21 protein-coding genes are annotated in these 20,889 nt (G+C 67.9%); 14 read left to right on the forward strand and 7 right to left on the reverse strand.

Annotated elements, in window-relative coordinates; genetic code table 11:
- Both D514_RS32320 and D514_RS32325 read right to left on the reverse strand, forming a co-directional pair.
- Window positions 1-414 (reverse strand): hypothetical protein, encoded by a 414-nt coding sequence (locus D514_RS32320; RefSeq protein WP_017830521.1) that lies wholly within the window; start codon window positions 412-414, stop codon window positions 1-3.
- Between the two features lie 64 nt (window positions 415-478).
- Window positions 479-1,429 carry an alpha/beta fold hydrolase gene (locus D514_RS32325; RefSeq protein WP_017830522.1) on the reverse strand — a complete coding sequence of 317 codons (951 nt, stop codon included), beginning with the start codon at window positions 1,427-1,429 and terminating at the stop codon, window positions 479-481.
- Between the two features lie 164 nt (window positions 1,430-1,593).
- Between D514_RS32325 and D514_RS32330 the strand changes: the two genes are divergently transcribed.
- The 4 genes from D514_RS32330 (at window position 1,594) to D514_RS32345 (ending at window position 6,075) form a co-directional block, all read left to right on the forward strand.
- Window positions 1,594-2,751, forward strand: a complete 1,158-nt coding sequence (locus D514_RS32330; RefSeq protein ID WP_017830523.1) for a sensor histidine kinase — start codon at window positions 1,594-1,596, stop codon at window positions 2,749-2,751.
- The gene (locus tag D514_RS32335; RefSeq protein ID WP_017830524.1) at window positions 2,748-3,431 is read left to right on the forward strand and encodes a response regulator transcription factor; all 684 of its coding nucleotides are present in this window, start codon (window positions 2,748-2,750) and stop codon (window positions 3,429-3,431) included. Before D514_RS32330 ends, D514_RS32335 begins: the two co-directional genes overlap by 4 nt.
- Window positions 3,432-3,598: 167 nt before the next feature.
- Window positions 3,599-5,524, forward strand: coding sequence for a threonine--tRNA ligase (gene thrS, locus D514_RS32340; protein WP_236610988.1), 1,926 nt, complete (start codon window positions 3,599-3,601; stop codon window positions 5,522-5,524).
- Window positions 5,521-6,075 carry an HIT domain-containing protein gene (locus D514_RS32345; RefSeq protein ID WP_017830526.1) on the forward strand — a complete coding sequence of 185 codons (555 nt, stop codon included), beginning with the start codon at window positions 5,521-5,523 and terminating at the stop codon, window positions 6,073-6,075. Before thrS ends, D514_RS32345 begins: the two co-directional genes overlap by 4 nt.
- Before the next feature lie 67 nt (window positions 6,076-6,142).
- Here the strand turns inward: D514_RS32345 and pdxY are convergent, their stop codons facing one another.
- Both pdxY and D514_RS32355 read right to left on the reverse strand, forming a co-directional pair.
- Window positions 6,143-6,994, reverse strand: a complete 852-nt coding sequence (pdxY, locus tag D514_RS32350) for a pyridoxal kinase PdxY (protein WP_017830527.1) — start codon at window positions 6,992-6,994, stop codon at window positions 6,143-6,145.
- A 46-nt stretch (window positions 6,995-7,040) separates the two neighbouring features.
- Entirely contained in the window at window positions 7,041-8,348 is a 1,308-nt protein-coding gene (locus D514_RS32355; protein WP_017830528.1) for an aminotransferase class I/II-fold pyridoxal phosphate-dependent enzyme, read from the reverse strand.
- A 90-nt stretch (window positions 8,349-8,438) separates the two neighbouring features.
- On the opposite strand from D514_RS32355, the gene pdxS reads away from it, so the two are divergent.
- Both pdxS and pdxT read left to right on the forward strand, forming a co-directional pair.
- Complete coding sequence (gene pdxS / locus D514_RS32360) at window positions 8,439-9,332, forward strand: pyridoxal 5'-phosphate synthase lyase subunit PdxS (protein ID WP_017830529.1); 894 nt, start codon at window positions 8,439-8,441, stop codon at window positions 9,330-9,332.
- Window positions 9,322-9,942 carry a pyridoxal 5'-phosphate synthase glutaminase subunit PdxT gene (pdxT, locus tag D514_RS32365; protein WP_031206114.1) on the forward strand — a complete coding sequence of 207 codons (621 nt, stop codon included), beginning with the start codon at window positions 9,322-9,324 and terminating at the stop codon, window positions 9,940-9,942. Before pdxS ends, pdxT begins: the two co-directional genes overlap by 11 nt.
- Here the strand turns inward: pdxT and D514_RS32370 are convergent, their stop codons facing one another.
- Window positions 9,943-10,866, reverse strand: coding sequence for a phosphotransferase (locus D514_RS32370; protein ID WP_017830531.1), 924 nt, complete (start codon window positions 10,864-10,866; stop codon window positions 9,943-9,945).
- Window positions 10,863-11,573, reverse strand: a complete 711-nt coding sequence (locus D514_RS32375; RefSeq protein WP_017830532.1) for a PHB depolymerase family esterase — start codon at window positions 11,571-11,573, stop codon at window positions 10,863-10,865. Before D514_RS32375 ends, D514_RS32370 begins: the two co-directional genes overlap by 4 nt.
- An 86-nt stretch (window positions 11,574-11,659) precedes the next feature.
- On the opposite strand from D514_RS32375, the gene D514_RS32380 reads away from it, so the two are divergent.
- The 8 genes from D514_RS32380 to D514_RS32415 all read left to right on the forward strand — a co-directional run bounded on the left by D514_RS32380 (window position 11,660) and on the right by D514_RS32415 (window position 20,292).
- Window positions 11,660-12,421 (forward strand): YebC/PmpR family DNA-binding transcriptional regulator, encoded by a 762-nt coding sequence (locus D514_RS32380; protein WP_017830533.1) that lies wholly within the window; start codon window positions 11,660-11,662, stop codon window positions 12,419-12,421.
- 45 nt (window positions 12,422-12,466) lie between these two features.
- Window positions 12,467-13,054 (forward strand): crossover junction endodeoxyribonuclease RuvC, encoded by a 588-nt coding sequence (ruvC, locus tag D514_RS32385; protein ID WP_031206117.1) that lies wholly within the window; start codon window positions 12,467-12,469, stop codon window positions 13,052-13,054.
- A 9-nt stretch (window positions 13,055-13,063) separates the two neighbouring features.
- On the forward strand, window positions 13,064-13,684 hold the full coding sequence (gene ruvA / locus D514_RS32390) for a Holliday junction branch migration protein RuvA (RefSeq protein WP_017830535.1): 621 nt from the start codon (window positions 13,064-13,066) through the stop codon (window positions 13,682-13,684).
- The gene (gene ruvB, locus D514_RS32395; protein WP_017830536.1) at window positions 13,677-14,702 is read left to right on the forward strand and encodes a Holliday junction branch migration DNA helicase RuvB; all 1,026 of its coding nucleotides are present in this window, start codon (window positions 13,677-13,679) and stop codon (window positions 14,700-14,702) included. Before ruvA ends, ruvB begins: the two co-directional genes overlap by 8 nt.
- A 72-nt stretch (window positions 14,703-14,774) precedes the next feature.
- A complete protein-coding gene (gene yajC / locus D514_RS32400; RefSeq protein ID WP_229778902.1) occupies window positions 14,775-15,179 on the forward strand; it encodes a preprotein translocase subunit YajC in 405 nt (134 codons plus the stop codon).
- A 55-nt stretch (window positions 15,180-15,234) separates the two neighbouring features.
- Window positions 15,235-16,983 (forward strand): protein translocase subunit SecD, encoded by a 1,749-nt coding sequence (secD, locus tag D514_RS32405; protein WP_017830538.1) that lies wholly within the window; start codon window positions 15,235-15,237, stop codon window positions 16,981-16,983.
- A complete protein-coding gene (secF, locus tag D514_RS32410; RefSeq protein ID WP_017830539.1) occupies window positions 16,983-17,972 on the forward strand; it encodes a protein translocase subunit SecF in 990 nt (329 codons plus the stop codon). The genes secD and secF overlap by 1 nt, the downstream gene beginning before the upstream one ends.
- Window positions 17,973-18,039: 67 nt before the next feature.
- Window positions 18,040-20,292: a bifunctional (p)ppGpp synthetase/guanosine-3',5'-bis(diphosphate) 3'-pyrophosphohydrolase gene (locus tag D514_RS32415; protein ID WP_017830540.1), complete on the forward strand. Its 2,253-nt coding sequence runs from the start codon at window positions 18,040-18,042 to the stop codon at window positions 20,290-20,292.
- Here D514_RS32415 and D514_RS0119555 read toward each other — a convergent pair.
- On the reverse strand, window positions 20,279-20,830 hold the full coding sequence (locus D514_RS0119555) for a type IV toxin-antitoxin system AbiEi family antitoxin (protein ID WP_017830541.1): 552 nt from the start codon (window positions 20,828-20,830) through the stop codon (window positions 20,279-20,281). The two genes, D514_RS32415 and D514_RS0119555, sit on opposite strands and share 14 nt — an antisense overlap.
- Between the last annotated feature and the right edge of the window lie 59 nt (window positions 20,831-20,889).

The raw sequence follows: 20,889 nt of genomic DNA on the forward strand, positions 1-20,889 counted from the left end.
TCAGCCCCGACGGCGGTTGCCACGACGCGGGGCGTCGCCGCCCGTCGACCACAGCGCCCACAGCACGAGGAGCGGCTGCAGGAACAGCCTGCCGAAACGCCGGGCATCCGTGTCGAGTCCCGGCGTCGAGCGCCGGGTTCGCCACTGGTGGATGTTCCCCGGCATCACGGCGACGAAGAAGGCCGCGGTCGCCCAGCCGATGCGGCGGCGCTCCTTCGGCAGGGCGAGCAGTCCGGCGGCGAGCGCGGCTTCGGCGGCACCGGATGCGATCACGATCGTGTCCTTGTCGAGCCTGGTGAGGCGCGTGGCCCAGTCCGGCACCACCACGCGGAATCCCCGGGTGCTCAGGAAGTGGCCGACTCCGATCGCGCCGAGCGCGATCGCCAGGATCCATCGTGCGACTGCTCTGTCCATCCGTTCACGTTACGTGATGTTCGCCTGCTCGCCGCTTCCGCCGCCTCACCTGCGCGGGGACACGTCATTGGGTGGCGGACATCCGTGTGCGCTCCCAGGAGCGGAACTCGTCGACGATCCTCGGGGCGTGGGTGTGATGGAGGTAGTGCTCTCCGTCGAGCGGCACCACCGTGCCGTCGGCGACCGCCTCGGCCTGCTCCTCGTGCAACCGCAGCCACGTGGGGACGGACGGGTTGTCGGCGACGACGAACAGCAGCAGGGGGAGATCCTCAGGAAAGCTCGTGCCGAGCGCATCCTCGAAGTTCGCCGGAAGCAGAGACATCGCATTCAGGTAGGTGGGGCTCAACGTGTTCCGGTCGGTGAGCAGGGCGATCTGCTCCCGTGCCCTCGCGGAGTAGACGGATTCGTCGTAGCCCGTGCCACGGAAGGAGGCGATGAGTCGAACCAGTCCCAGGTTCTTCGCGGCACCGAAGAGTCCGACCGGCAGCTCGGTGTCCGAGCCGGGCTGGCCGGGCACGCTGCTGTCGATGCCCACGAACGCCCTGACCTCATCGGGATAGCGGTTCGCGAACTGGATGCCGTAGATGCCGGCGATGGAGTGTCCCATCAGGACGTAATCGTCGACGCCGAGCTCCTGCAGGGCGGCGTGCGTCTCCGTCACGATGTTGTCGGTGGTGCGGGCGCGGTCCGTGCCGTCGCTCAGCCCGTAGCCGAACGGCTCCACCACGATGACGCGATGATCGCGCGCGAGATCGGTGACGAGCGGCTCGAAGTCGAGCACGGGCGATGCGGTGCCGAACCCCGGCAGGAGCACGATGTCCTCTGGACCCTCACCGGTGATCATGACGTTCATGTCGTGCCCGTCCACGGTGACCTTCTGGCCGTAGGGCTCGATGCGATCCTGTTCGATCGTGGTGGCCACCGCATTGCCGACGGTGGTGGCCGTCAGACCGAGCGCGATCACGGCCACGACGGATGTGAGCGCGACGAGCACCCTCTTGACTGGCTTCTTCATGCCGACCCCTCTCGGCGCACGCGATGTGCGCCCTCATCCAGCGTGCCGTCTGGCATCCGTCCGCGCGTCGCCCTACCGCGGACACTCGTGTACTGCGAGCGCAGTACACGCAGCTCATCCCGTCGGGGGATCCCCGTGCCAGCGTCGCGAGGAATACTGGTGTGATGTCGGCACCTCGTCCTCCGCGAATCCCGGCGCCGGTCGGCGACGCGATCGCCGTGGTCGTGGTGGTCCTGTTCGCCGTGTCCCCGTTCCCGGACGACGCTTTCCGTGCGAGCGGCTGGATGCTCGTCACAGCCCTCGTCCCCGCGGCCGCGATGCTCTTCCGTCGCCGGTTCCCCCTTGCCATGCTCGCTCTCAGCCTGCTGTGCGCGGTGGTCCTGGCGCTCACGGGCGTCATGTCGCCGAGCGCGCTCATCGCCACCGCGATCAGCGCCTACGCCGTCGTGGACCGCCGTGGACGACTCGTCGGGATCATCGCGGTGAGCGCGGCGACGGTGCTCGTCTTCTTCGTCAGCGCGGTCCCGCTCGGCGGAGACCTCCTCGATGCCCGCGCGCTGCAGTTCGTCTTCATCATCGCCCTCGCCGGGGCGCTGGGAGACGCGGCCAGGTCGCGACGCGAGTTCGTGCGCGCCATGACGGAACGAGCGGAACGCGCCGAGCAGGGGCGAGATACGGAAGCACGGCGTCGGGTCGCGGAGGAACGGGTGCGCATCGCCAGGGACCTCCACGACGTCGTCGCCCATCAGATCTCGGTCATCAGTCTCAATGCAGGCGTCGCGTCGTCCGCATTGGAGGTCCGTCCAGAGCGTGCGCGCGAGGCCCTGACGACCATCCGACGTTCCTCCCGTACCGTGCTCGCCGACATCGGCGGACTGATGGCGCTGCTGCGCTCCGACGATCCGGACGACGTGCGCGACCTGCGCCCGCAGGTCGGGCTGGCCGGTCTCGATGGGCTGGTCAGGCGGTTTCGCGAGGCGGGGCTCGACGTCGATCTGGACGATGATCTCGACCGACCCGCCCTGTCGCCGGCCAGTGATCACGTCGCCTACCTCGTGGTCCTCGAAGGTCTGACGAATGCGCACAAGCATGGGGCGGACGGCTCGGCGCGCGTTCGTCTCCGGGTGGAGGACGATGCGCTCCGCCTCGTCGTCGTCAATCAGACGCCTGCGCAACCGGGCTCCGTGTCGGATGCCGGTGGCCACGGGCTGCGCGGGCTGCGCGAGCGGGTCGTCGCCGTCCGCGGAGACGTGCAGGCCGGCACCGCCGACGGCGCGTTCCGTCTGGACGTTCGGATCCCCCTCGAGGGAGGCGCACGATGATCCGGGTGCTCGTCGTCGATGACCAGCCGCTGGTGCGGCAGGCCGTGAGCGACATCCTCGCCGACGGCGGCATCGAGGTGGTCGGCGAGGCGGCGAACGGGCGGGAGGCGGTCTCCGCGGTGAGCCGATGGATGCCGGACGTCGTCGTGATGGACATCAGGATGCCGGAGCTCGACGGCATCGCCGCTACCGCGCAGATCATGAGCGCGCCGCTGGCCACGGCGCCGCGCGTGCTCATCCTGACGACCTTCGAGGAGGACGACTACGTCGAGGCCGCCCTCCGTGCCGGCGCCAGCGGGTTCATCGGCAAAGGTGCGGAGCCGGAGGACATCGTCGGTGCCGTGCGAGTGGTGCATCGCGGAGAGGCGCTCCTGTCATCGGCGGCGACGCGGTCGCTGATCGAACGCTCGGTGCTGCCACAGCATCCACGCGCCGAGGCCTGGAACAGCGAGCCGTTGCGCCAGCTCACGGAACGCGAACGGGAAGTGCTGCTCCTCGTGGCGGGCGGAGCTTCGAATCAGGACATCGCGGACGACCTCGTGATCTCACCGCACACGGCGAAGACCCATGTGAATCGCATCATGTCGAAGCTGCAGGCGCGCGATCGGGCGCAGCTCGTGATCGACGCCTACGAGTCGGGAATCGTGATCGCGTCGGGCGGAGCCGATCGCCGGGGCTGAACCCGCCGGAGAGGCACATCCGTGCCGGTGATCTTCGCCCGTGTGGCGGTCAGGAGGGCCCTGCCGGGCGAGTAACCTGGTACCGACCCAGATGGAGAGTTTCTGTGCCTGAAAACGCCCGGCCGAATGACGGCTTCGCCCTGTTCACTGACCGAAACGTCGTCGCGATGCGCGTCAACGGCGATCTCAAGGATCTCGCCACGACCGTGACCGACACCGACGTGATCGAACCGGTCACGATCGACAGCGCGGATGGGTTGAGCATTCTCCGTCACTCCGCTGCCCACGTGCTGGCTCAAGCCGTACAGCGCATCAACCCGCAGGCGAACCTCGGCATCGGTCCGCCCATCACCGACGGGTTCTATTACGACTTCGGCGTCGAGACCCCGTTCACGCCCGAGGACATCAAGGCCATCAGCAAGGAGATGCAGCGCATCGTCCGCGAGGGCCAGCGTTTCGTCCGCCGTGTCGTCACCGACGAGGAGGCTCGTGCCGAGCTCGCGAACGAGCCGTTCAAGCTCGAGCTCATCGGGCTCAAGGGCGCCCAGGAGGCCGCCGAGGGCGCGTCCGTCGAGGTCGGCGAGGGTGAGCTGACGATCTACGACAACACCACCCGCGACGGCGAGGTCGTCTGGAAGGACCTCTGCCGCGGTCCGCACCTGCCGAACACGCGCATGATCGGCAACGGCTGGGACCTCACCCGCATCGCCGCCGCGTACTGGCGCGGCAGTGAGAAGAACCCGCAGCTGCAGCGCATCTACGGCACGGCCTGGCCGACCAAGGAAGAGCTGCGCGCCTATCAGGAGCGCATCGCCGAGGCGGAGCGCCGCGACCACCGCAAGCTCGGTGCCGAGATGGACCTGTTCTCCTTCCCGGACGAGATCGGCTCCGGACTCGCGGTGTTCCATCCCAAGGGCGGCATCATCCGCTACGAGATCGAGGAGAACCTGCGCAAGCACCTGCTGCGCAACGGGTACGACCTCGTGAACAGCCCGCACATCACGAAGAAGGATCTCTTCATGACGTCGGGTCACCTGCAGACCTATGCAGACGGCATGTTCCCGCCGATGCACCTCGACGAGGTCGTCGATGAGGAGGGCAACGTCACCCGGCAGGGGCAGGACTACTACCTGAAGCCGATGAACTGCCCGTTCCACAACCTCATCTTCCGTTCGCGCGGGCGCTCCTACCGCGAGCTGCCGCTGCGACTGGCCGAGTTCGGCACGGTCTACCGCTACGAGAAGAGCGGCACGCTGTCCGGCCTGACCCGCGTGCGCGGCCTGACGCAGGACGACGCGCACATCTACGTCGCTCAGGACCAGGTCAAGGAAGAGCTCACCACCAACCTGAACCTCGTCCTCGACCTGCTCCGCGACTACGGACTCAACGACTTCTACCTCGAGCTGTCGACGAACGAAGAGGGCAACCCGAAGTTCCTCGGCGAGCCGGAACAGTGGTCGACGGCGATCGACACGCTGCGTGAGGTTGCGATCGAGTCCGGGCTCGAACTGGTCGCCGACCCCGGCGGAGCGGCCTTCTACGGTCCCAAGATCTCCGTGCAGGCGCGTGACGCGATCGGCCGCACCTGGCAGATGTCGACGATCCAGCTCGACTTCAACCAGCCGGACCGGTTCGAACTGGAGTACACCGGTCCCGACGGCCAGAAGCACCGGCCGGTCATGATCCACCGTGCACTCCTCGGCTCCGTCGAGCGGTTCTTCGCGATCCTCCTCGAGCACTACGCCGGCGACTTCCCGCTCTGGCTCGCACCCAGCCAGGTGGTGGGTGTGCCGGTCGCGGAGCAGTACGGCGACTATCTGGACGACGTCATCGCGCAGCTGCGCGCGGCGGGGGTCCGGGCCGATGTCGACCACTCGGACGACCGCATGCAGAAGAAGATCCGCACCCATACGACGGCGAAGGTCCCCGTCATCCTCATCGTCGGGGAGCAGGATCGTGCCGCGGGGACCGTGTCGTTCCGCTTCCGCGACGGCACACAGGAGAACGGTGTCCCGGTCGAGGATGCGGTGCGTCGTATCGGCGCCGCCATCGCGTCCCACGCGCTCGTGCTGAAGGCAGGGGATCTGGCGTGACCGAGGGGGCGCAGCCGCTGGAGGATGCCGGAGTGCTCGCAGGAGTCCCGGACGAGTTCCAGCGGCTGTGGACCCCGCACCGGATGGCGTACATCCAGGCAGGGCCAGAGCCGCTTCGCGAGGAGTGCCCGTTCTGCGAGGCGCCGAAGTTCCCGGATGCGGAGCGGCTGGTCGTCGCCCGGGGAGAGACGGCCTACGTGCTGCTGAACCTCTTCCCCTACAACTCGGGACATCTGCTCGTCTGCCCCTACCGCCACATCGCCACCTACGACCAGGCCACGGCTGAGGAGGTCGCCGAGATCGGCGCGCTGACGCAGACGGCCATGCGGGTGCTGCGCGAGGTGTCACGCTGCGACGGCTTCAACCTCGGGATGAACCAGGGTGCGGTGGCCGGAGCGGGCGTCGACGCCCATCTGCATCAGCACGTGGTACCGCGCTGGACGTCGGATGCGAACTTCTTCCCGATCATCGCGAAGACCAAGGCGCTTCCGCAGCTCCTCGGCGAGGTGCGCGAGGCCGTCGCGGCGGCCTGGCCGGAATCCGGCAGCTGAGACCGACAGCCCCGCTCGCCCGACAGGCCAGGGGCCGTCGGGCGAGCGGTGAGCGAGCCGACGGGGTTCAGCGCACCTGACGTGCCGTGAACTGCATCCGCGGGTGGGCGTAGAACTCCTGGGCCTCGACGAGCTGCAGTTCGCGCTCACCGGATTCGAGCGTCGCCTTGAGCAGGTCGTACACACTGGACGCCGTGCGCTCGAGAGCGATCTTCGCGCTTCCGGTCTCGACGTAGTGTGCGGTGAACAACGCTGCGGTCACATCGCCGGAGCCGTTCGCCTTCATCGGCAGGTGCGGGGTCTGCACGACCCACGCGCCGTCGTCGTCGGCGGCGAGCATCTCGATCGTGCCCTCTTCGCGGTCGGGGCGTTCGACACTCGTCACGAGCACGGTGCGTGGACCCATGGCGCGTGCGAGATCGACAGAGGCGAGGGTGGACTCCAGCGTGTCCGGCTCGGTGTCGGTGAGGAAGCCGAGTTCGAACTGGTTCGGCGTGATGATGTCGGCCACCGGGACGACGCGCTCCCGCAGCAGCACCGGGATGGCGGGTGCGACGAAGCAGCCGGACTTCGCGTTGCCCATGACGGGATCGCACGCGTAGACGGCGTTCGGGTTTGCGGCCTTGACCCGTGCGACGGCGTCGATGATGACGTCGCCGATGCCCTCACCACCCTGGTAGCCGCTGAGGACCGCGTCGATCCGGTCGAACACGCCGCGCTCCTCGATTCCCGTGATGACCTCGCGCACGTCGTCGGGCGCGATCAGCGGGCCGCGCCAGGCGCCGTAGCCGGTGTGGTTGGAGAATGTCACGGTGTAGACCGGGAGCACCTCGACGCCGATGCGCTGCAGCGGGAACACGGCGGCGGAGTTGCCGACGTGCCCGTAGGCGACGGCTGACTGGATGGAGAGGATCTTCATTCTCCGGCTCTTTCGTTCTGGGCGGGCCGATGCCCGCCGTGGATGGTCATCGCCCCGCGGCGACGAGATCTGCGACCAGGGACTCGGCCTCGTCCTCGGAGAGGTCGTGCACGGTCAGGCGCAGGTGGTGCGAGGGCTCGGCCTTCTCGTCGAGGGCGAAGTCGTCTCCGGTGCGGGCGAGCCACCCGCGCCGCATGAGCCGATCGGCGACGGCGCGTGCGGGCTGGCGGAACCGCACCCACAGGCTCAACCCGTCGGATGCCGTGGCCTCGATGCCGTTCGCGCGCAGCCGGGCGGCGAATGCGGCGTTCCGCTGCGCGTAGTGCGCCGCGGCAGAGGCGACTTCTGCCCGCACCGTCTCGTCGGTGAGCTGGGTGAGGGCGAGACGCTGCAGGAGGTGGCTGACCCAGGTGGTGCCGGGGCTCAGCCGCATCGCGAGGCGCTCGGCGGTCTCGGCGTCGGTCGCCGCGATGGCCAGGCACATATCGGGTCCCAGGAACTTCGACACGGAGCGCACGAGAGCGAACCGTCGGTGGTCCGGCCCGATGAGCGACTCGTACGGCCGCTGCGAGAGCATCGAGAAGTGATCGTCCTCGATGATCAGGACGTAGGGATGGTCGGCGAGCACGCCGCGCAGTTCAGCGGCCCGGGATGCGGTGAGGCTCGCTCCGGTCGGATTCTGTGCCCGTGGCGTGCAGATGATGGCGCGGACTCCGGCCGCCAGCGCGGAACGCAGGCCGTCGACCGTCATCCCCTCGGCATCGACGGGCACGGGAATCGCGCGGTACCCGCCGAGTCGTACCGTATGGATGCTCGCCAGGAAGCAGGGGTCTTCCAGCGCGACGGCGTCATCGCGCATCAGGGCCTGCGCCAGCAGGCGCTCGACCGCATCGACCGCGCCGCTCGTGATCGTGATCCGGAAGTCGTGTTCCGCGAGATCGCGGGTGATCCACCGGCTCGACCACTGCTCGAGGCCTTCGTCGATCACGGGTTCGCCGTAGAGCACCGGACGCGATGCGATGGTCATCAGCGCGGGCGCAGGGTCGGGGATGAGCCGTGGATCCGGGTTCCCGGTGCCGATGTCGCGGAGCACCGTGTCGGAGGCGTACCCCTCCTGCGCCACCGCTTCGAGGCCGGCGACGACGGTGCCCGCGCGGCCGCGAGAGATCACCAGACCCGCCTGGGCGAGCTGTCGATAGGCCGCGACGGCGGTGTTCCGGTTCACGCCCAGCGTGGCCGCGAGCTCCCGCACCGGGGGGAGGACTGCACCGGCGTGGAGGATTCCGCGATCGCGCAGGGAACGCACGCTGTCGGCGATGTCCGATGCGGTGGTGCCTGTGATCTGGTCGCTCATGGTCCTCCTCAGCGATTCTAGGTCGAATCGGACAGTGCTATGTTTGACCTAGATCAAAACCGACTTCGGTGCATCCGACAGGAGTTCCCCATGGCAGAGCAGACAACCACCGGATCCTCGCGCGTCAAGCGCGGACTCGCCGAGATGCTCAAGGGCGGCGTCATCATGGACGTCGTCACGGCAGAGCAGGCGAAGATCGCCGAAGACGCCGGCGCCGTCGCCGTCATGGCGCTCGAGCGCGTGCCGGCCGACATCCGTGCGCAGGGCGGCGTCTCGCGCATGAGCGATCCCGACATGATCGACAGCATCATCGACGCGGTGTCGATCCCCGTCATGGCAAAGGCCCGCATCGGGCACTTCGTCGAGGCGCAGGTCCTGCAGGAGCTCGGCGTCGACTACATCGACGAGTCCGAGGTGCTCTCGCCCGCCGACTACGTGAACCACATCGACAAGTACGGCTTCACTGTGCCGTTCGTGTGCGGTGCGACCAACCTCGGCGAGGCGCTGCGTCGCATCAATGAGGGCGCGGCCATGATCCGCTCCAAGGGTGAGGCCGGTACCGGTGATGTCTCGGAGGCGATGAAGCACATCCGCAAGATCCGCGGCGAGATCGCCGCGCTCACCGCGCTGCCCAAGGACGAGCTGTTCGTCGCAGCCAAGGATCTGCAGGCACCCTACGAGCTCGTGGCCGAGATCGCCGAGACCGGAAAGCTCCCCGTCGTGCTGTTCGTGGCCGGCGGAGTCGCGACCCCTGCGGATGCGGCGATGATGATGCAGCTCGGCGCCGACGGCGTGTTCGTCGGATCCGGGATCTTCAAGTCGGGCAACCCCGCCGAGCGCGCGAAGGCGATCGTCAAGGCGACGACCTTCTTCGACGACGCCAAGGTCATCGCCGAGGTCTCGCGGGGTCTCGGCGAGGCCATGGTCGGCATCAATGTCAGCGACCTCCCGGCACCGCACCGCCTCGCCGAGCGTGGCTGGTAGCACTCGGGTCGGTGTCCTCGCGCTGCAGGGCGACGTGCGCGAGCACGCCGCCCTGCTCACGGGCCTCGGCGCCGACGTGGTTCTGGTGCGTCGTCCCGACGAGCTGTCGTCGGTGGGTGGCCTCGTGATCCCGGGTGGAGAGTCGAGCGTGATCGACAAGCTCTCCCGTATCTTCGGGATGCAGCAGCCGATCCGCGACGCGATCGCGGCAGGGATGCCGGTGCTCGGCACCTGTGCGGGACTGATCATGCTCGCCGATGACATCGTCGATGCGATCGACGGGCAGGAATCGTTCGGCGGGCTCGACGTCGTCGTCCGCCGCAATGCCTTCGGACGTCAGGTGGAGTCCTTCGAGGCCGAGCTCGACGTCCCCGCTCTCGGTGTGGAGCCCGTGTCTGCGGCGTTCATCCGCGGCCCCGTGGTCGAGTCGGTCGGTCCGCGTGCCCAGGTGCTGGCGGCGTTGCCGGACGGTCGCGTCGTCGCGGTGGAGCAGGGAGAACTGCTCGGGCTGAGCTTCCATCCCGAGATCACGGGCGAGAAGCGCTTCCATGAGCGCTTCCTCGCGCGGGTCGAAGCGCGCCGACGCGCGATGGTGACACCGCGCGTCTGATCAGAGCAGCGTGGCGAGCCAGTGCAGCGCCGGAACCGCCTGCGCGCGCTGGAAAGCGCGAAGGCCAGGGAGCTGCGGAATCTCCGGCTGTGCCTGTTGGTACCAGAGGAACGACGCGAACGCGGAGATCACGGGGAGCAACTCGGTCTGCGACGGCGCATCGTGGTCTTCGAAGACAGCCCACGCCTCTTCGCAGGTCGGCCCACCCGACGCCTCGATGCTCGGCAGCAGACAGGGCAGGTCGACCCACGCAGCACCCCGGCGCGCATGCGGCCAGTCGAGCAGGTGCGCTCGTGCGCCGCGGATGAGGATGTTGTCTGCGCGCACGTCGTCATGCACGATGACGTCGCCGTGCAGGGCGTCGCCGAGGTGCTCCTCGATCCGCAGGAGCTGCGGCATCCGCGCCGGCAGCTCGTGGGGCAGAGCGTCGAGGAGACGCGGATCCGCGGCGATCTCCGCCCACCGGGTGAAGCCGGGGATCATGCGGTCTTCCGCTCGCGGCATCTCCGACGGCGCGGCGGTGGTCGAGAGCGTTCGCAGAGACTCAGCCACGGCGTGCAGATCTTCGACCGTCCATGGTCGACCGGGGTGGTGTCCATCGATCGCCTCGATGACGAGTGCGGCACCCGCGGCGTCGTCGAAGGCGGCGAGGAGGCGCGGAGCGACCGAGGACGGCAGCTGGACGAGCGTGCGCATCTCCTCGCGGAGGAAGTGCAGCGAGTCCGCGTGCCAGTCGGCACCGCAGGCCTTGACGAAGGCATGACCCGCCGTGGTCGTCACGACGCCCGCATAGGAGGCGCTGAAGCCGCCGTGAGCGGGCCGGTCGGTCACGAAGTCGCCTCCGAGCGCCCTGACGATCTGTGCGCGCAACGACGGAGGAAGCGCCGTCCATGCGGGCCGGAGGCGATCAGCTCCTGTGTTCATCGTGCGGTGCCCTCGGAGTCGGGATCGTTCCGGCGGTGCGAGAGCAGCCAGTGGTAGAACTCGGGGTTCGCGTACGTCTCGGTCCAGGAATCGTGACCGACGCCCGCATATCGCGTGAACCGCACGTCGGCGTCCAGCGACCGGAGCTCGGTCACGATCTGCTCGGTGGCGGAGATCGGCACGACGTCGTCGGCGTCGCCGTGGAACGCCCAGACGGGCAGGCTGCGCACAGGCGCGGCGCTCTGCATCCACAGTCCGCCGCAGATCGGTGCGATCGCGGCGAACCGCTCGGGATAGCGCACCGCCAGGCTCCAGGTCCCGAACCCGCCCATGCTGAGTCCGGTCACCGATATGCGCGCCGGGTCGATGCGGTGCGCTGCGACGACCTCGTCGAGCAGTGCGGACAGCGTCGAGACCTCGGCGACCCACTGACTCGACTCCGCGCACTGGGGCGTGACGAGGACGAAGGGGAACTCGCGGCCGGCATCCGCCAGCATCGGGGGGCCGTGCACGGCGGCGAGATCGATGTCGGAACCTCGTTCTCCGGCACCGTGCAGGAACAGCACGAGGGGCCAGAGCTTCTCCCGATCGGCGTCGTAGTCCTCCGGCAGATGGACCAGGTAGCGCAAGGCGTCGGCCGGTGTCGGCTCGCCGTCGCGCACCTGCGAGGAGAGCCGTGCAGGAGCGATGTGTCGTGATCTGCGCATTCCTCCATCCTGCGCCACCCGCGCCGTTCGATAGAATGGACGACGCGCTGAGCGCGAGCTCACGCGGATACGACGAGCGGAGACTTATGTCCGGGCATTCCAAGTGGGCGACCACGAAGCACAAGAAGGCCATCATCGACTCCAGGCGCGCGAAGTCCTGGGCCAAGCTCATCAAGAACATCGAGGTCGCCGCGAAGCTCGGCGGGCCTGACCTGGCGGGCAACCCGACGCTCTTCGACGCGGTGCAGAAGGCGAAGAAGACCTCTGTCCCGAAGGACAACATCGATCGCGCGGTGAAGCGCGGCGCAGGTATCGGCGGCGAGGCCGTCGAGTACCTCTCGATCATGTACGAAGGCTACGGTCCCAACGGTGTCGCGCTCATGATCGAGTGTCTGACCGACAACAAGAACCGCGCGGCCGCCGAGGTGCGCACGGCTCTCAGTCGCAACGGCGGCACGCTGGCCGACCCCGGCAGCGTGGCCTACAACTTCAGCCGCAAGGGCGTCATCGTCGTCGGCTCCGAGGGCACCTCTGAGGACGACGTCATGATGGCGGCGCTCGAGGCGGGTGCCGAGGAGATCGAGCCGCACGCCGAGGGCTTCGAGGTCATCACCGAGGCGACCGACCTCGTGGCCGTGCGCAGCGCGCTCCAGGAAGCGGGGATCGACTACGAATCGGCCGACGTCGAGTTCGTCCCGAACCTCAAGGTCGAGATCGACGCCGACACGGCGCGCAAGATCTTCCGTCTGATCGACGCCCTGGAAGACAGCGAAGACGTGCAGAACGTGTTCACCAACTTCGATCTGACCCCCGAGGTCCAGGCCGAACTGGAGAACGACGAGGCGTAGGCGCGCCGAGCGGCCGGTGTCGGTCCTGCGGCTTAGCCTGGGGGAGTGACCTCCTCTCTGCGTGTGCTCGGCATCGATCCGGGGCTCACGCGGTGCGGTGTCGGCGTGGTCGACGTCGACGGCTCGCGCCGCGGGACTCTGGTGCACGTCGGTGTGATCAGGTCATCGCCGGACACGGAGATCGGCGATCGTCTCTCGATCGTCGCCGCCGGGATCCGCGCCGTGATCGCCGAGCATCGTCCGCACGCGGTGGCCGTCGAGCGCGTGTTCGCCCAGCAGAACACGCACTCGGTCATGGGAACGGCGCAGGCCAGCGGCGTCGCGCTGCTGATCGCCTCCGAGTCCGGCTTGCCCGCTGCGACCCACACTCCGAGCGAGGTCAAGGCGGCTGTCACGGGATACGGCGCAGCCGACAAGCGACAGGTGCAGACCATGATCGCGCGCATCCTGCGCCTGGACGAGTTGCCGCAGCCGGCCGATGCCGCCGACGCCCTGGCGATCGCCCTCTGTCACGCGTGGCGCCGCGGCGGAGCCGCATCATCTTCCGGCCAGGCGGCGCTGACTCCCGCACAGCGCGCCTGGGCCGATGCCGAGAAGCGTGTCGGTCGAACATACTTACGAGCGACACCGTAGGCTGAGGGGATGATCTCCTCTCTGCACGGTGTCGTCCTGCATGCGACATCCGATCAGGTCGTCATCGACGTGGGCGGGGTCGGATTCGCCGTCGCCGTCCCCGCTGACGTCGCGCACACAGCGGTCGTGGGGGAGAAGCTCCTGCTGCACACCAGCCTCATCGTGCGGGAGGACTCCCTGTCGCTGTTCGGATTCGCCGACCGGGGGGAGCTGGAGATCTTCGGACTTCTCATCAGCGTCACCGGCGTCGGTCCGAAGTCGGCGCTGGGCGTGCTCTCGCACCTCACTGCCGATCAGATCGCCGAAGCGGTCACGGCCGAGGACGACGCCCCGTTCCGGCGCGTCTCCGGCATCGGGCCCAAGACGGCCAAGCTCATCGTCCTGCAGCTCGCCGGTAAGGTGCAGGCCTTCGCGGCGCCGTCGAAGCCGGCCGCCGCGGGCGGAACCGACGTCGTGACGCAGGTGGCCGCAGCGCTTGTCGGCCTCGGCTGGTCCGAGAAGGTCGCCGCGGAAGCCGCGGCCCAGACGGCGGCAGAGGCCACGGATGCGGAGCGCGCATCGGTCGCCTCGCTCCTGCGACGCACGCTCGCCCTCCTCGGCCCGGCCCAGGGGGGACAAGCGCGTGTCTGACCATCTCGACGCCAGCGAGCCGTCCGACGAGACCGAGCTCGCGATCGAGGGCGCGCTGCGTCCGACCAGCCTGGGGGAGTTCGTCGGACAGCAGAAGGTCCGCGGTCAGCTGCAGCTCCTCCTCGAGGCCGCACGCATCCAGAGCCGCCCGGCCGACCACATCCTGCTGGCCGGGCCTCCGGGGCTCGGCAAGACGACGCTCGCGATGATCGTGGCACACGAGAGCGAGCGTCCACTGCGTCTGTCCAGTGGTCCGGCGATCCAGCACGCCGGAGACCTCGCCGCTCTGCTGTCGAGCCTGGTGCCAGGCGAAGTCCTGTTCATCGATGAGATCCACCGGATGGCGCGCTCCGCGGAGGAGATGCTCTACCTCGCGATGGAGGACTACCGCATCGACATCATGGTGGGCAAGGGTGCGGGGGCGACGAGCATCCCGCTCGAGCTCTCGCCGTTCACCCTCGTCGGCGCGACGACGCGCTCCGGTCTGCTGCCGAACCCCCTGCGTGATCGCTTCGGTTTCACGGGGCACCTGGAGTTCTATGAGGAGTCCGAGCTCGAACAGGTGATCGCCCGCTCGGCGGCCGTACTCGGTGTCGATCTGCCGACGGATTCGCTCTCCGAGATCGCCCGCCGCTCGCGCGGCACACCACGCATCGCCAACCGCCTGCTCCGCCGTGTGCGTGACTACGCCCTGGTGCACACGGGGGGAGTGGCGACCATCCGAGAGGTCCGTGCGGCGCTGGAGCTCTACGACGTCGATCCGATCGGCCTCGACCGCCTGGACCGTGCCGTGCTGGAAGCCCTGGTGCGTCGATTCCGTGGGGGCCCGGTCGGGCTCAGCACACTCGCGGTGGCGGTCGGCGAGGAGGCCGAGACGGTGGAGAGCGTGGTCGAGCCCTACCTCGTGCGCATCGGGTTCCTCGGACGCACTCCCCGTGGCCGTGTCGCGATGCCGGAGGCGTACGCGCATCTGGGCGTCGCTCATCCGGACGGGATGCTTACGTTGGATGACCTATAATCGCTGGAGACTTCCCGGTTACCTTCGCGCGCCCAAAGGCTGGAGCGTGCACCTGAGAAAGGCGCTTCCCCCATGCCCATGGAATTCCTGCTCTTCGGCCTTCTTGCCGTCCTCCTCGTCTTCATGATCTTCAACACGCGCAAGCGCACGAAGCAGATGAAGGCAGAGCAGGAGGAGAAGGCCACCAAGACTGTTCCGGGCGCCAAGGTGCTCCTGCAGGGTGGCATCTACGGGACGATCGTCGCGTACGACCCCGAGGACCTCGACACGCCGGCGCTGGTCGAGATCGCTCCCGGCACCATCATCGACGTCCACAGCCAGGCCATCCTGCGCGTCGTCGAGCCCAAGGACGCCGTCGTCGACGCGTCGGCCGATGAGATCGTCGAGGAGCAGGTCGCCGACGAGTCGATCGCTCCGGCCGTCGAGACTCCCGAGGAGACCCGCGCCCGCCTCGAGCGCGACGCCGACGACAAGTAAGCCCGGGGCCGACGCGGCCGCTCGGATCTCCGTCCTTCCAGAAAGCTGAACACACGTGGCTTCATCCTCTCCCGTCCGTCACGCCTGGCGGGTCCTTCTCGGCCTGCTCCTCGTGACGGGCGTGCTCTTCGGCATCAACGCGCTGGGCGTGTACGTCTTCAAGGACAGCAACGGGGAGGCCGCGAGCTCGTGGTCGCCTGAGCTGGCCCTCGACCTCCAGGGCGGCACGCAGATCGTCCTGAGCGCGGAGACCGAGGACGGCGCCGCCCCCTCGACCGAGCAGCTCGATCAGGCCGCGGCGATCATCCGTCAGCGCGTCGACGCCTCGGGTGTCGCCGAGGCCGACATCACCACCGAGGGCGGACAGAACATCGTCGTCCAGATCCCGGGTGAGGCCGATGCGCAGACGCGGGAGCGGATCCAGTCGAGCGCTCAGCTCGAGTTCCGCCCCGTTCTGTACACCACGGCGGCGACCAACGAGTTCGTCGGCGAGGACGGCAACTCCACGCCGTATCCGAGCCCGGACCCGGGGCTCAACTCGACTCCGACGGCCGAGCCGACCGATGCGAGCGACCTCTCCTGGGTCACGGACAAGCTGGCCGCGGAGTTCCAGGCGTACGACTGCGCGAACCCCGACAACAACGCCGCGAAGGCGCCGAAGGATCAGCCGCTCATCGCTTGCTCGGCGGACGGGACGGCGAAGTACATCCTCGGACCTGCCGAACTCGACGGCACGGCCATCACGGATGCCTCGGCCGGTCGCGATCCGAAGTCGGGTGCGTGGCTCGTCCAGCTCACGATGAACGGCGACGGGGCCGATGCCTTCGGCAAGGTCAGCACCCGTCTGAACCAGAACCGCATCGACGGGCTCACGCCGCGCGATCAGTTCGCGTTCGTGCTCGACGGCAACGTGATCAGCGCGCCGCGCATGAACGGCCAGATCCTCGACGGCAAGCCGAGCATCTCGGGCAGCTTCACACAGGAGTCCGCGACCACCCTCGCAGACCAGCTCAAGTTCGGTGCTCTTCCGCTCAGCTTCACGGTGCAGAGCTCCGACACGATCTCGGCCACGCTGGGCACTCAGCAGCTGCAGATCGGTCTGATCGCCGGACTCATCGGTCTCGCGTTGGTGGCGATCTACTCGCTGATCGTCTATCGCGCGCTCGGGTCGGTGATCATCGCGTCGATCGCGGTGATGGCGATCCTCACCTACATCATCATCTGCATCCTGGCGTGGCGCATCGGCTTCCGCCTGTCGCTCGCCGGTGTCGCCGGTCTGATCGTCTCCATCGGTTTCACGGCCGACTCATTCATCGTGTACTTCGAGCGAATACGAGACGAACTCCGTGATGGAAAGTCGATCACCTCTGCGGTGGAAGACGGCTGGGGTCGCGCCAAGCGCACGATCTACATCTCGAAGTCCATCAACATCCTCGCGGCGCTCGTGCTCTACATCCTGGCCGACGCCACGGTGAAGGGCTTCGCGTTCACGCTCGGCCTCACGACGCTCATTGACGTGTTCATCTTCGTGATCTTCACGCATCCCGTGATGCAGTTGCTCGCACGCACGCGGTTCTTCGGCGGAGGCCACAAGCTCTCCGGTCTCGACCCCGAGGCTTTGGGCGCCGTGTACCGCAGTCGCTCGCAGTATCGCGAGGTGACCACGGCATCCGCAGGGCGGGGCGCAAAGAACGCCCGCTCCCGCGGTGAGGCGGATCGCAGACAGACCATCGCCGAACGCAAGCGCGCCGAGGCCCTCGCGGGTGACAGACCCACCAACGCCGGAAGTGAGGGAGATGCCTGATGCCTTCCATGAATGAGTTCGGCAACAACCTCTACTCGGGGAAGACCTCTTTCCCGTTCGTCGGCAAGCGGCGTCTGTGGTTCATCATCGCGATCGTTCTCGTGGTCGGATCGGCACTCGTGCCCCTGATCCGCCCTATCCAGTTCTCGATCGAGTTCACCGGGGGATCGCAGTTCACCGTCCAGGCGCCGGACAGCGTCGAACAGGACACCGCGACCACCGCGGTGCAGTCGGTCGTGCCCGGAGCGGCGACGAAGGTCGTCGTGGTCAACGGCACGGACATCCGCGTCCAGACCGACCAGATGAGCGCCGCGGAGACCCAGCAGGTCGGCGAGGCGCTGGCGAAGGCCTACAGCGTCGAGCCGTCTGCCGTCACCTCCTCCTTCATCGGCCCGGCCTGGGGCGAGAACGTCACGAAGCAGTCGCTGTGGGGTCTTGCGATCTTCCTGGCGCTGACCTTCCTGATCCTCGCGATCTACTTCCGCACGTGGAAGATGTCGGCCGCGGCCATCATCGGTCTGCTCGACGTGCTCGTGATCACGGTGGGCGTCTACGCGCTGGCCGGCTTCGAGATCTCGCCCGCGGCGGTGATCGGCTTCCTGACGATCCTCGCGTACTCGCTGTACGACACCACGGTCGTGTTCGACAAGATCCGGGAGAACACCACGGAGGACGGGGAGAAGTCCGCCCGTCTGTTCGGTGAATCGGTGAACCTCGCCGTGAACCAGACGCTGGTGCGCTCCATCAACACCTCGGTCGTCGCAGCGCTGCCGGTCGGCGCCGTGCTCTTCATCGGCGCTTTCTGGCTCGGTGCGGAGTCGCTCACCGACATCTCGCTGTCGATCTTCGTCGGCATCCTGGTGGCGACCTACTCGACGCTCTTCGTGGCTGCTCCGCTCTACTCGCTGTTCCGCGAGAACGAGCCGCAGCTCAAGGCACGCGACGCCCGCATCCGCGAGAGCCGCAGCAAGGCGTCGGTCGAGGTCTGACCGGTCGGCTCAGCGGGAGCTCGTCCCGCCCAGCACGCGTAGGATGAACTGATCGGGAGGTGAGTTGATGGCGGAACCGCAGACGTCATCGCAGGGCTCGAGTCTGCGACGGCTGGTTCCCCGCATCTTCTCCCGCGCGTCCAGGATCAACGACCTCGACAACCTGATCCGCACGGTGCGCGCGAATCACCCCAAGGGTGACTTCTCGGTCATCGAGAGGGCCTACGCGGTCGCCAAGGAGAAGCACGAGGGCCAGAAGCGCCAGAGCGGCGAGCCGTACATCACGCACCCGCTCGCGGTCGCGCAGATCCTCGCGGAGCTCGGCCTCGGACCGCGGGCGATCGCGGCCGCACTGCTGCACGACACGGTCGAGGACACGGGGTATGCGCTGACCGACCTCACCGCCGAGTTCGGCGACGAGGTCGCGATGCTCGTCGACGGCGTCACCAAACTCGACAAGGTCAAGTACGGCGAGAGCGCTCAGGCCGAGACCGTCCGCAAGATGATCGTCGCGATGTCGAAAGACATCCGGGTGCTGTTGATCAAGCTCGCCGACCGTCTCCACAATGCGCGCACCTGGGGTTTCGTCCCGCCCGAGAAGGCGGCGAAGAAGGCCAAGGAGACGCTGGAGATCTACGCGCCGCTGGCCAATCGCCTCGGTATCCAGGCGATCAAGTCGGAGCTCGAGGATCTCTCCTTCGCGGTGCTGCACCCGAAGATCTACAACGAGATCCACAGCCTCATCGCCCAGCGCACCCCGCAGCGCGAGAAGTACCTGACCCAGGTCGTCGAGGAGATCGACGAGGATCTGCGCGATCTCCGCATCCGCGGCAAGGTGGTCGGTCGACCGAAGCAGCTCTACTCGGTGTACCAGAAGATGGTCATCCGCGGTCGCGAGTTCGACGACATCTACGACCTGATCGGCATCCGGGTACTCGTCGCCTCGGTGCGCGACTGCTACGCCGTGCTCGGTGCGATCCACGCGCGCTGGACTCCGCTGCCCGGCCGGTTCAAGGACTACATCGCGACGCCCAAGTTCAACCTCTACCAGTCGCTGCACACCACCGTGATCGGTCCCGCCGGCCGCACGGTCGAGATCCAGATCCGCACGCACGAGATGCACCAGCAGGCCGAGTACGGTGTCGCGGCGCACTGGATGTACAAGGAGCGGATGAACGGCGGCGGCAAGACCGAGGTGCGCGCCTCCGACACCGACATGGCGTGGCTCGCGCACATCTCCGACTGGCAGGCGGAGACCGCCGACCCGGGTGAGTTCCTGGAGTCGCTCCGGTTCGAGATCGGGGCGAAGGAGGTCTACGTCTTCACCCCGAAGGGCCGCGTGATCGGACTCCCGTCGGGTGCGACACCGGTGGACTTCGCGTACGCGGTGCACACCGAGATCGGCCACCGCACGATGGGTGCGAAGGTCAACGGTCGTCTGGTGCCGCTGGAGTCCGAGCTCAAGAGCGGCGACGTCGTCGAGGTGTTCACCTCGAAGAACCCTGACGCAGGTCCCAGTCAGGACTGGCTCGGTTTCGTCGCGAGCACCCGCGCCCGCAACAAGATCCGCGGATGGTTCACGAAGGAGCGCCGCGAGGAGGCGATCGAGCAGGGCAAGGAGGCCATCGCTCGTGCGATGCGTCGACAGAATCTGCCGCTGCAGCGTCTGATGAGTCATGACTCGTTCACGGAAGTGGCGCGGGGCATGCACTACGAGGACGTGTCCGCACTCTACGCCGCCGTCGGTGAGGGTCACGTCTCCACCCAGTCGGTGCTGGAGAAGGTCACCGCTCTCGTGGCGGCGAGCGACCCCACGACGGGTGCCATCGATCTGCCTGGCAGCGCTCCGAGCCGCGAGCCACGATCCGGGGACTCCGGTGTGCTTGTTCGTGGAGCCAACGACATCCTGGTGAAGCTGGCCAAGTGCTGCACACCCGTTCCCGGGGATCAGATCGTCGGTTTCGTGACCCGTGGCAGCGGCGTCTCGGTGCATCGTGCCGACTGTGTGAACGTCAAGGCCCTCGGCAGCGAGCAGGACCGGTTCGTCGAGGTGTCCTGGGCGCCGACCACCAAGAGCGTGTTCCGCGTGCAGATCCAGGTCGAGGCCCTCGACCGCTCCGGGCTCCTCTCGGACGTCACCCGCGTTCTGAGCGAGCACCACGTCAACATCCTCTCGGCGACGGTCACGACCACCGATGAGCGCCTGGCGTTGAGTCGCTTCGTGTTCGAGATGGGTGACGCCGTTCACCTGGACCGTGTGCTCAACGCGGTGCGCCGGATCGATGCCGTCTACGACGTGTACCGCGTCACCTCTTCTTGAGCGAGAGTCGCTCCAGCACGGCCATTCCGACGCGACTGCCGGGAACACGGCTCATGTCGCGCAACGCGTCTCCCGCGGCCTCGGGCGCCTCGGGGAACACGATGGCGAGTCGGTCCATCCACGTGAGCACTCGGGGGTCGCGGTGCAGCGTCGTGGCGAGGTCGAGCATCGTCCGCATCGGCGTCGAGACCAGGACTCCGCCGATCCGCTGAAGGTCGGACGACGGCACCACCGTGTCGTGGAAGACGAGTCGTGAACTGGTGACGGCTCTGATGCGCCTCTCGACGCAGCGCCTGATGTGATGCACGGCGGGCGGGGCGTCACCGGCGCCGTGTATCCAGGCGGCGGTCGGACCCGAGGCTGCGGTTCCCGGCCGCACCAGAGTGGCGATCGCGCTGGCTCTGACATCGGGCCCCTCGATGAGGTCAGCGGGGACGTAGGCGTCGCCCACCTCGACCACATGACCGTCGATCCGCGCGGCGCTCAGCTCCGACTGGCTCAACCGCTCACCGGGGACATAGAGAAAGGCGGGGTGCATCACGCCAGTCTGGCGCAGTGCACCCCGCCTCCTCAGAGCTCGCGGGTGAGCTGTGGAGA

This window comes from Microbacterium sp. UCD-TDU (genome assembly GCF_000340625.1).
GTDB lineage: Bacteria > Actinomycetota > Actinomycetes > Actinomycetales > Microbacteriaceae > Microbacterium > Microbacterium maritypicum.

Excerpts from the sequence above, each read along its gene's own strand:
- D514_RS32320 (WP_017830521.1), bottom strand. The coding sequence starts at position 414 with ATGGACAGAGCAGTCGCACGATGGATCCTGGCGATCGCGCTCGGCGCG.
- D514_RS32325 (WP_017830522.1), bottom strand. The coding sequence starts at position 1,429 with ATGAAGAAGCCAGTCAAGAGGGTGCTCGTCGCGCTCACATCCGTCGTG.
- D514_RS32330 (WP_017830523.1), top strand. The coding sequence starts at position 1,594 with ATGTCGGCACCTCGTCCTCCGCGAATCCCGGCGCCGGTCGGCGACGCG.
- D514_RS32335 (WP_017830524.1), top strand. The coding sequence starts at position 2,748 with ATGATCCGGGTGCTCGTCGTCGATGACCAGCCGCTGGTGCGGCAGGCC.
- thrS (WP_236610988.1), top strand. The coding sequence starts at position 3,599 with ATGCGCGTCAACGGCGATCTCAAGGATCTCGCCACGACCGTGACCGAC.
- pdxY (WP_017830527.1), bottom strand. The coding sequence starts at position 6,994 with ATGAAGATCCTCTCCATCCAGTCAGCCGTCGCCTACGGGCACGTCGGC.
- D514_RS32355 (WP_017830528.1), bottom strand. The coding sequence starts at position 8,348 with ATGAGCGACCAGATCACAGGCACCACCGCATCGGACATCGCCGACAGC.
- pdxS (WP_017830529.1), top strand. The coding sequence starts at position 8,439 with ATGGCAGAGCAGACAACCACCGGATCCTCGCGCGTCAAGCGCGGACTC.
- D514_RS32370 (WP_017830531.1), bottom strand. The coding sequence starts at position 10,866 with ATGAACACAGGAGCTGATCGCCTCCGGCCCGCATGGACGGCGCTTCCT.
- D514_RS32375 (WP_017830532.1), bottom strand. The coding sequence starts at position 11,573 with ATGCGCAGATCACGACACATCGCTCCTGCACGGCTCTCCTCGCAGGTG.
- D514_RS32380 (WP_017830533.1), top strand. The coding sequence starts at position 11,660 with ATGTCCGGGCATTCCAAGTGGGCGACCACGAAGCACAAGAAGGCCATC.
- ruvA (WP_017830535.1), top strand. The coding sequence starts at position 13,064 with ATGATCTCCTCTCTGCACGGTGTCGTCCTGCATGCGACATCCGATCAG.
- yajC (WP_229778902.1), top strand. The coding sequence starts at position 14,775 with ATGCCCATGGAATTCCTGCTCTTCGGCCTTCTTGCCGTCCTCCTCGTC.
- secF (WP_017830539.1), top strand. The coding sequence starts at position 16,983 with ATGCCTTCCATGAATGAGTTCGGCAACAACCTCTACTCGGGGAAGACC.
- D514_RS32415 (WP_017830540.1), top strand. The coding sequence starts at position 18,040 with ATGGCGGAACCGCAGACGTCATCGCAGGGCTCGAGTCTGCGACGGCTG.
- D514_RS0119555 (WP_017830541.1), bottom strand. The coding sequence starts at position 20,830 with ATGCACCCCGCCTTTCTCTATGTCCCCGGTGAGCGGTTGAGCCAGTCG.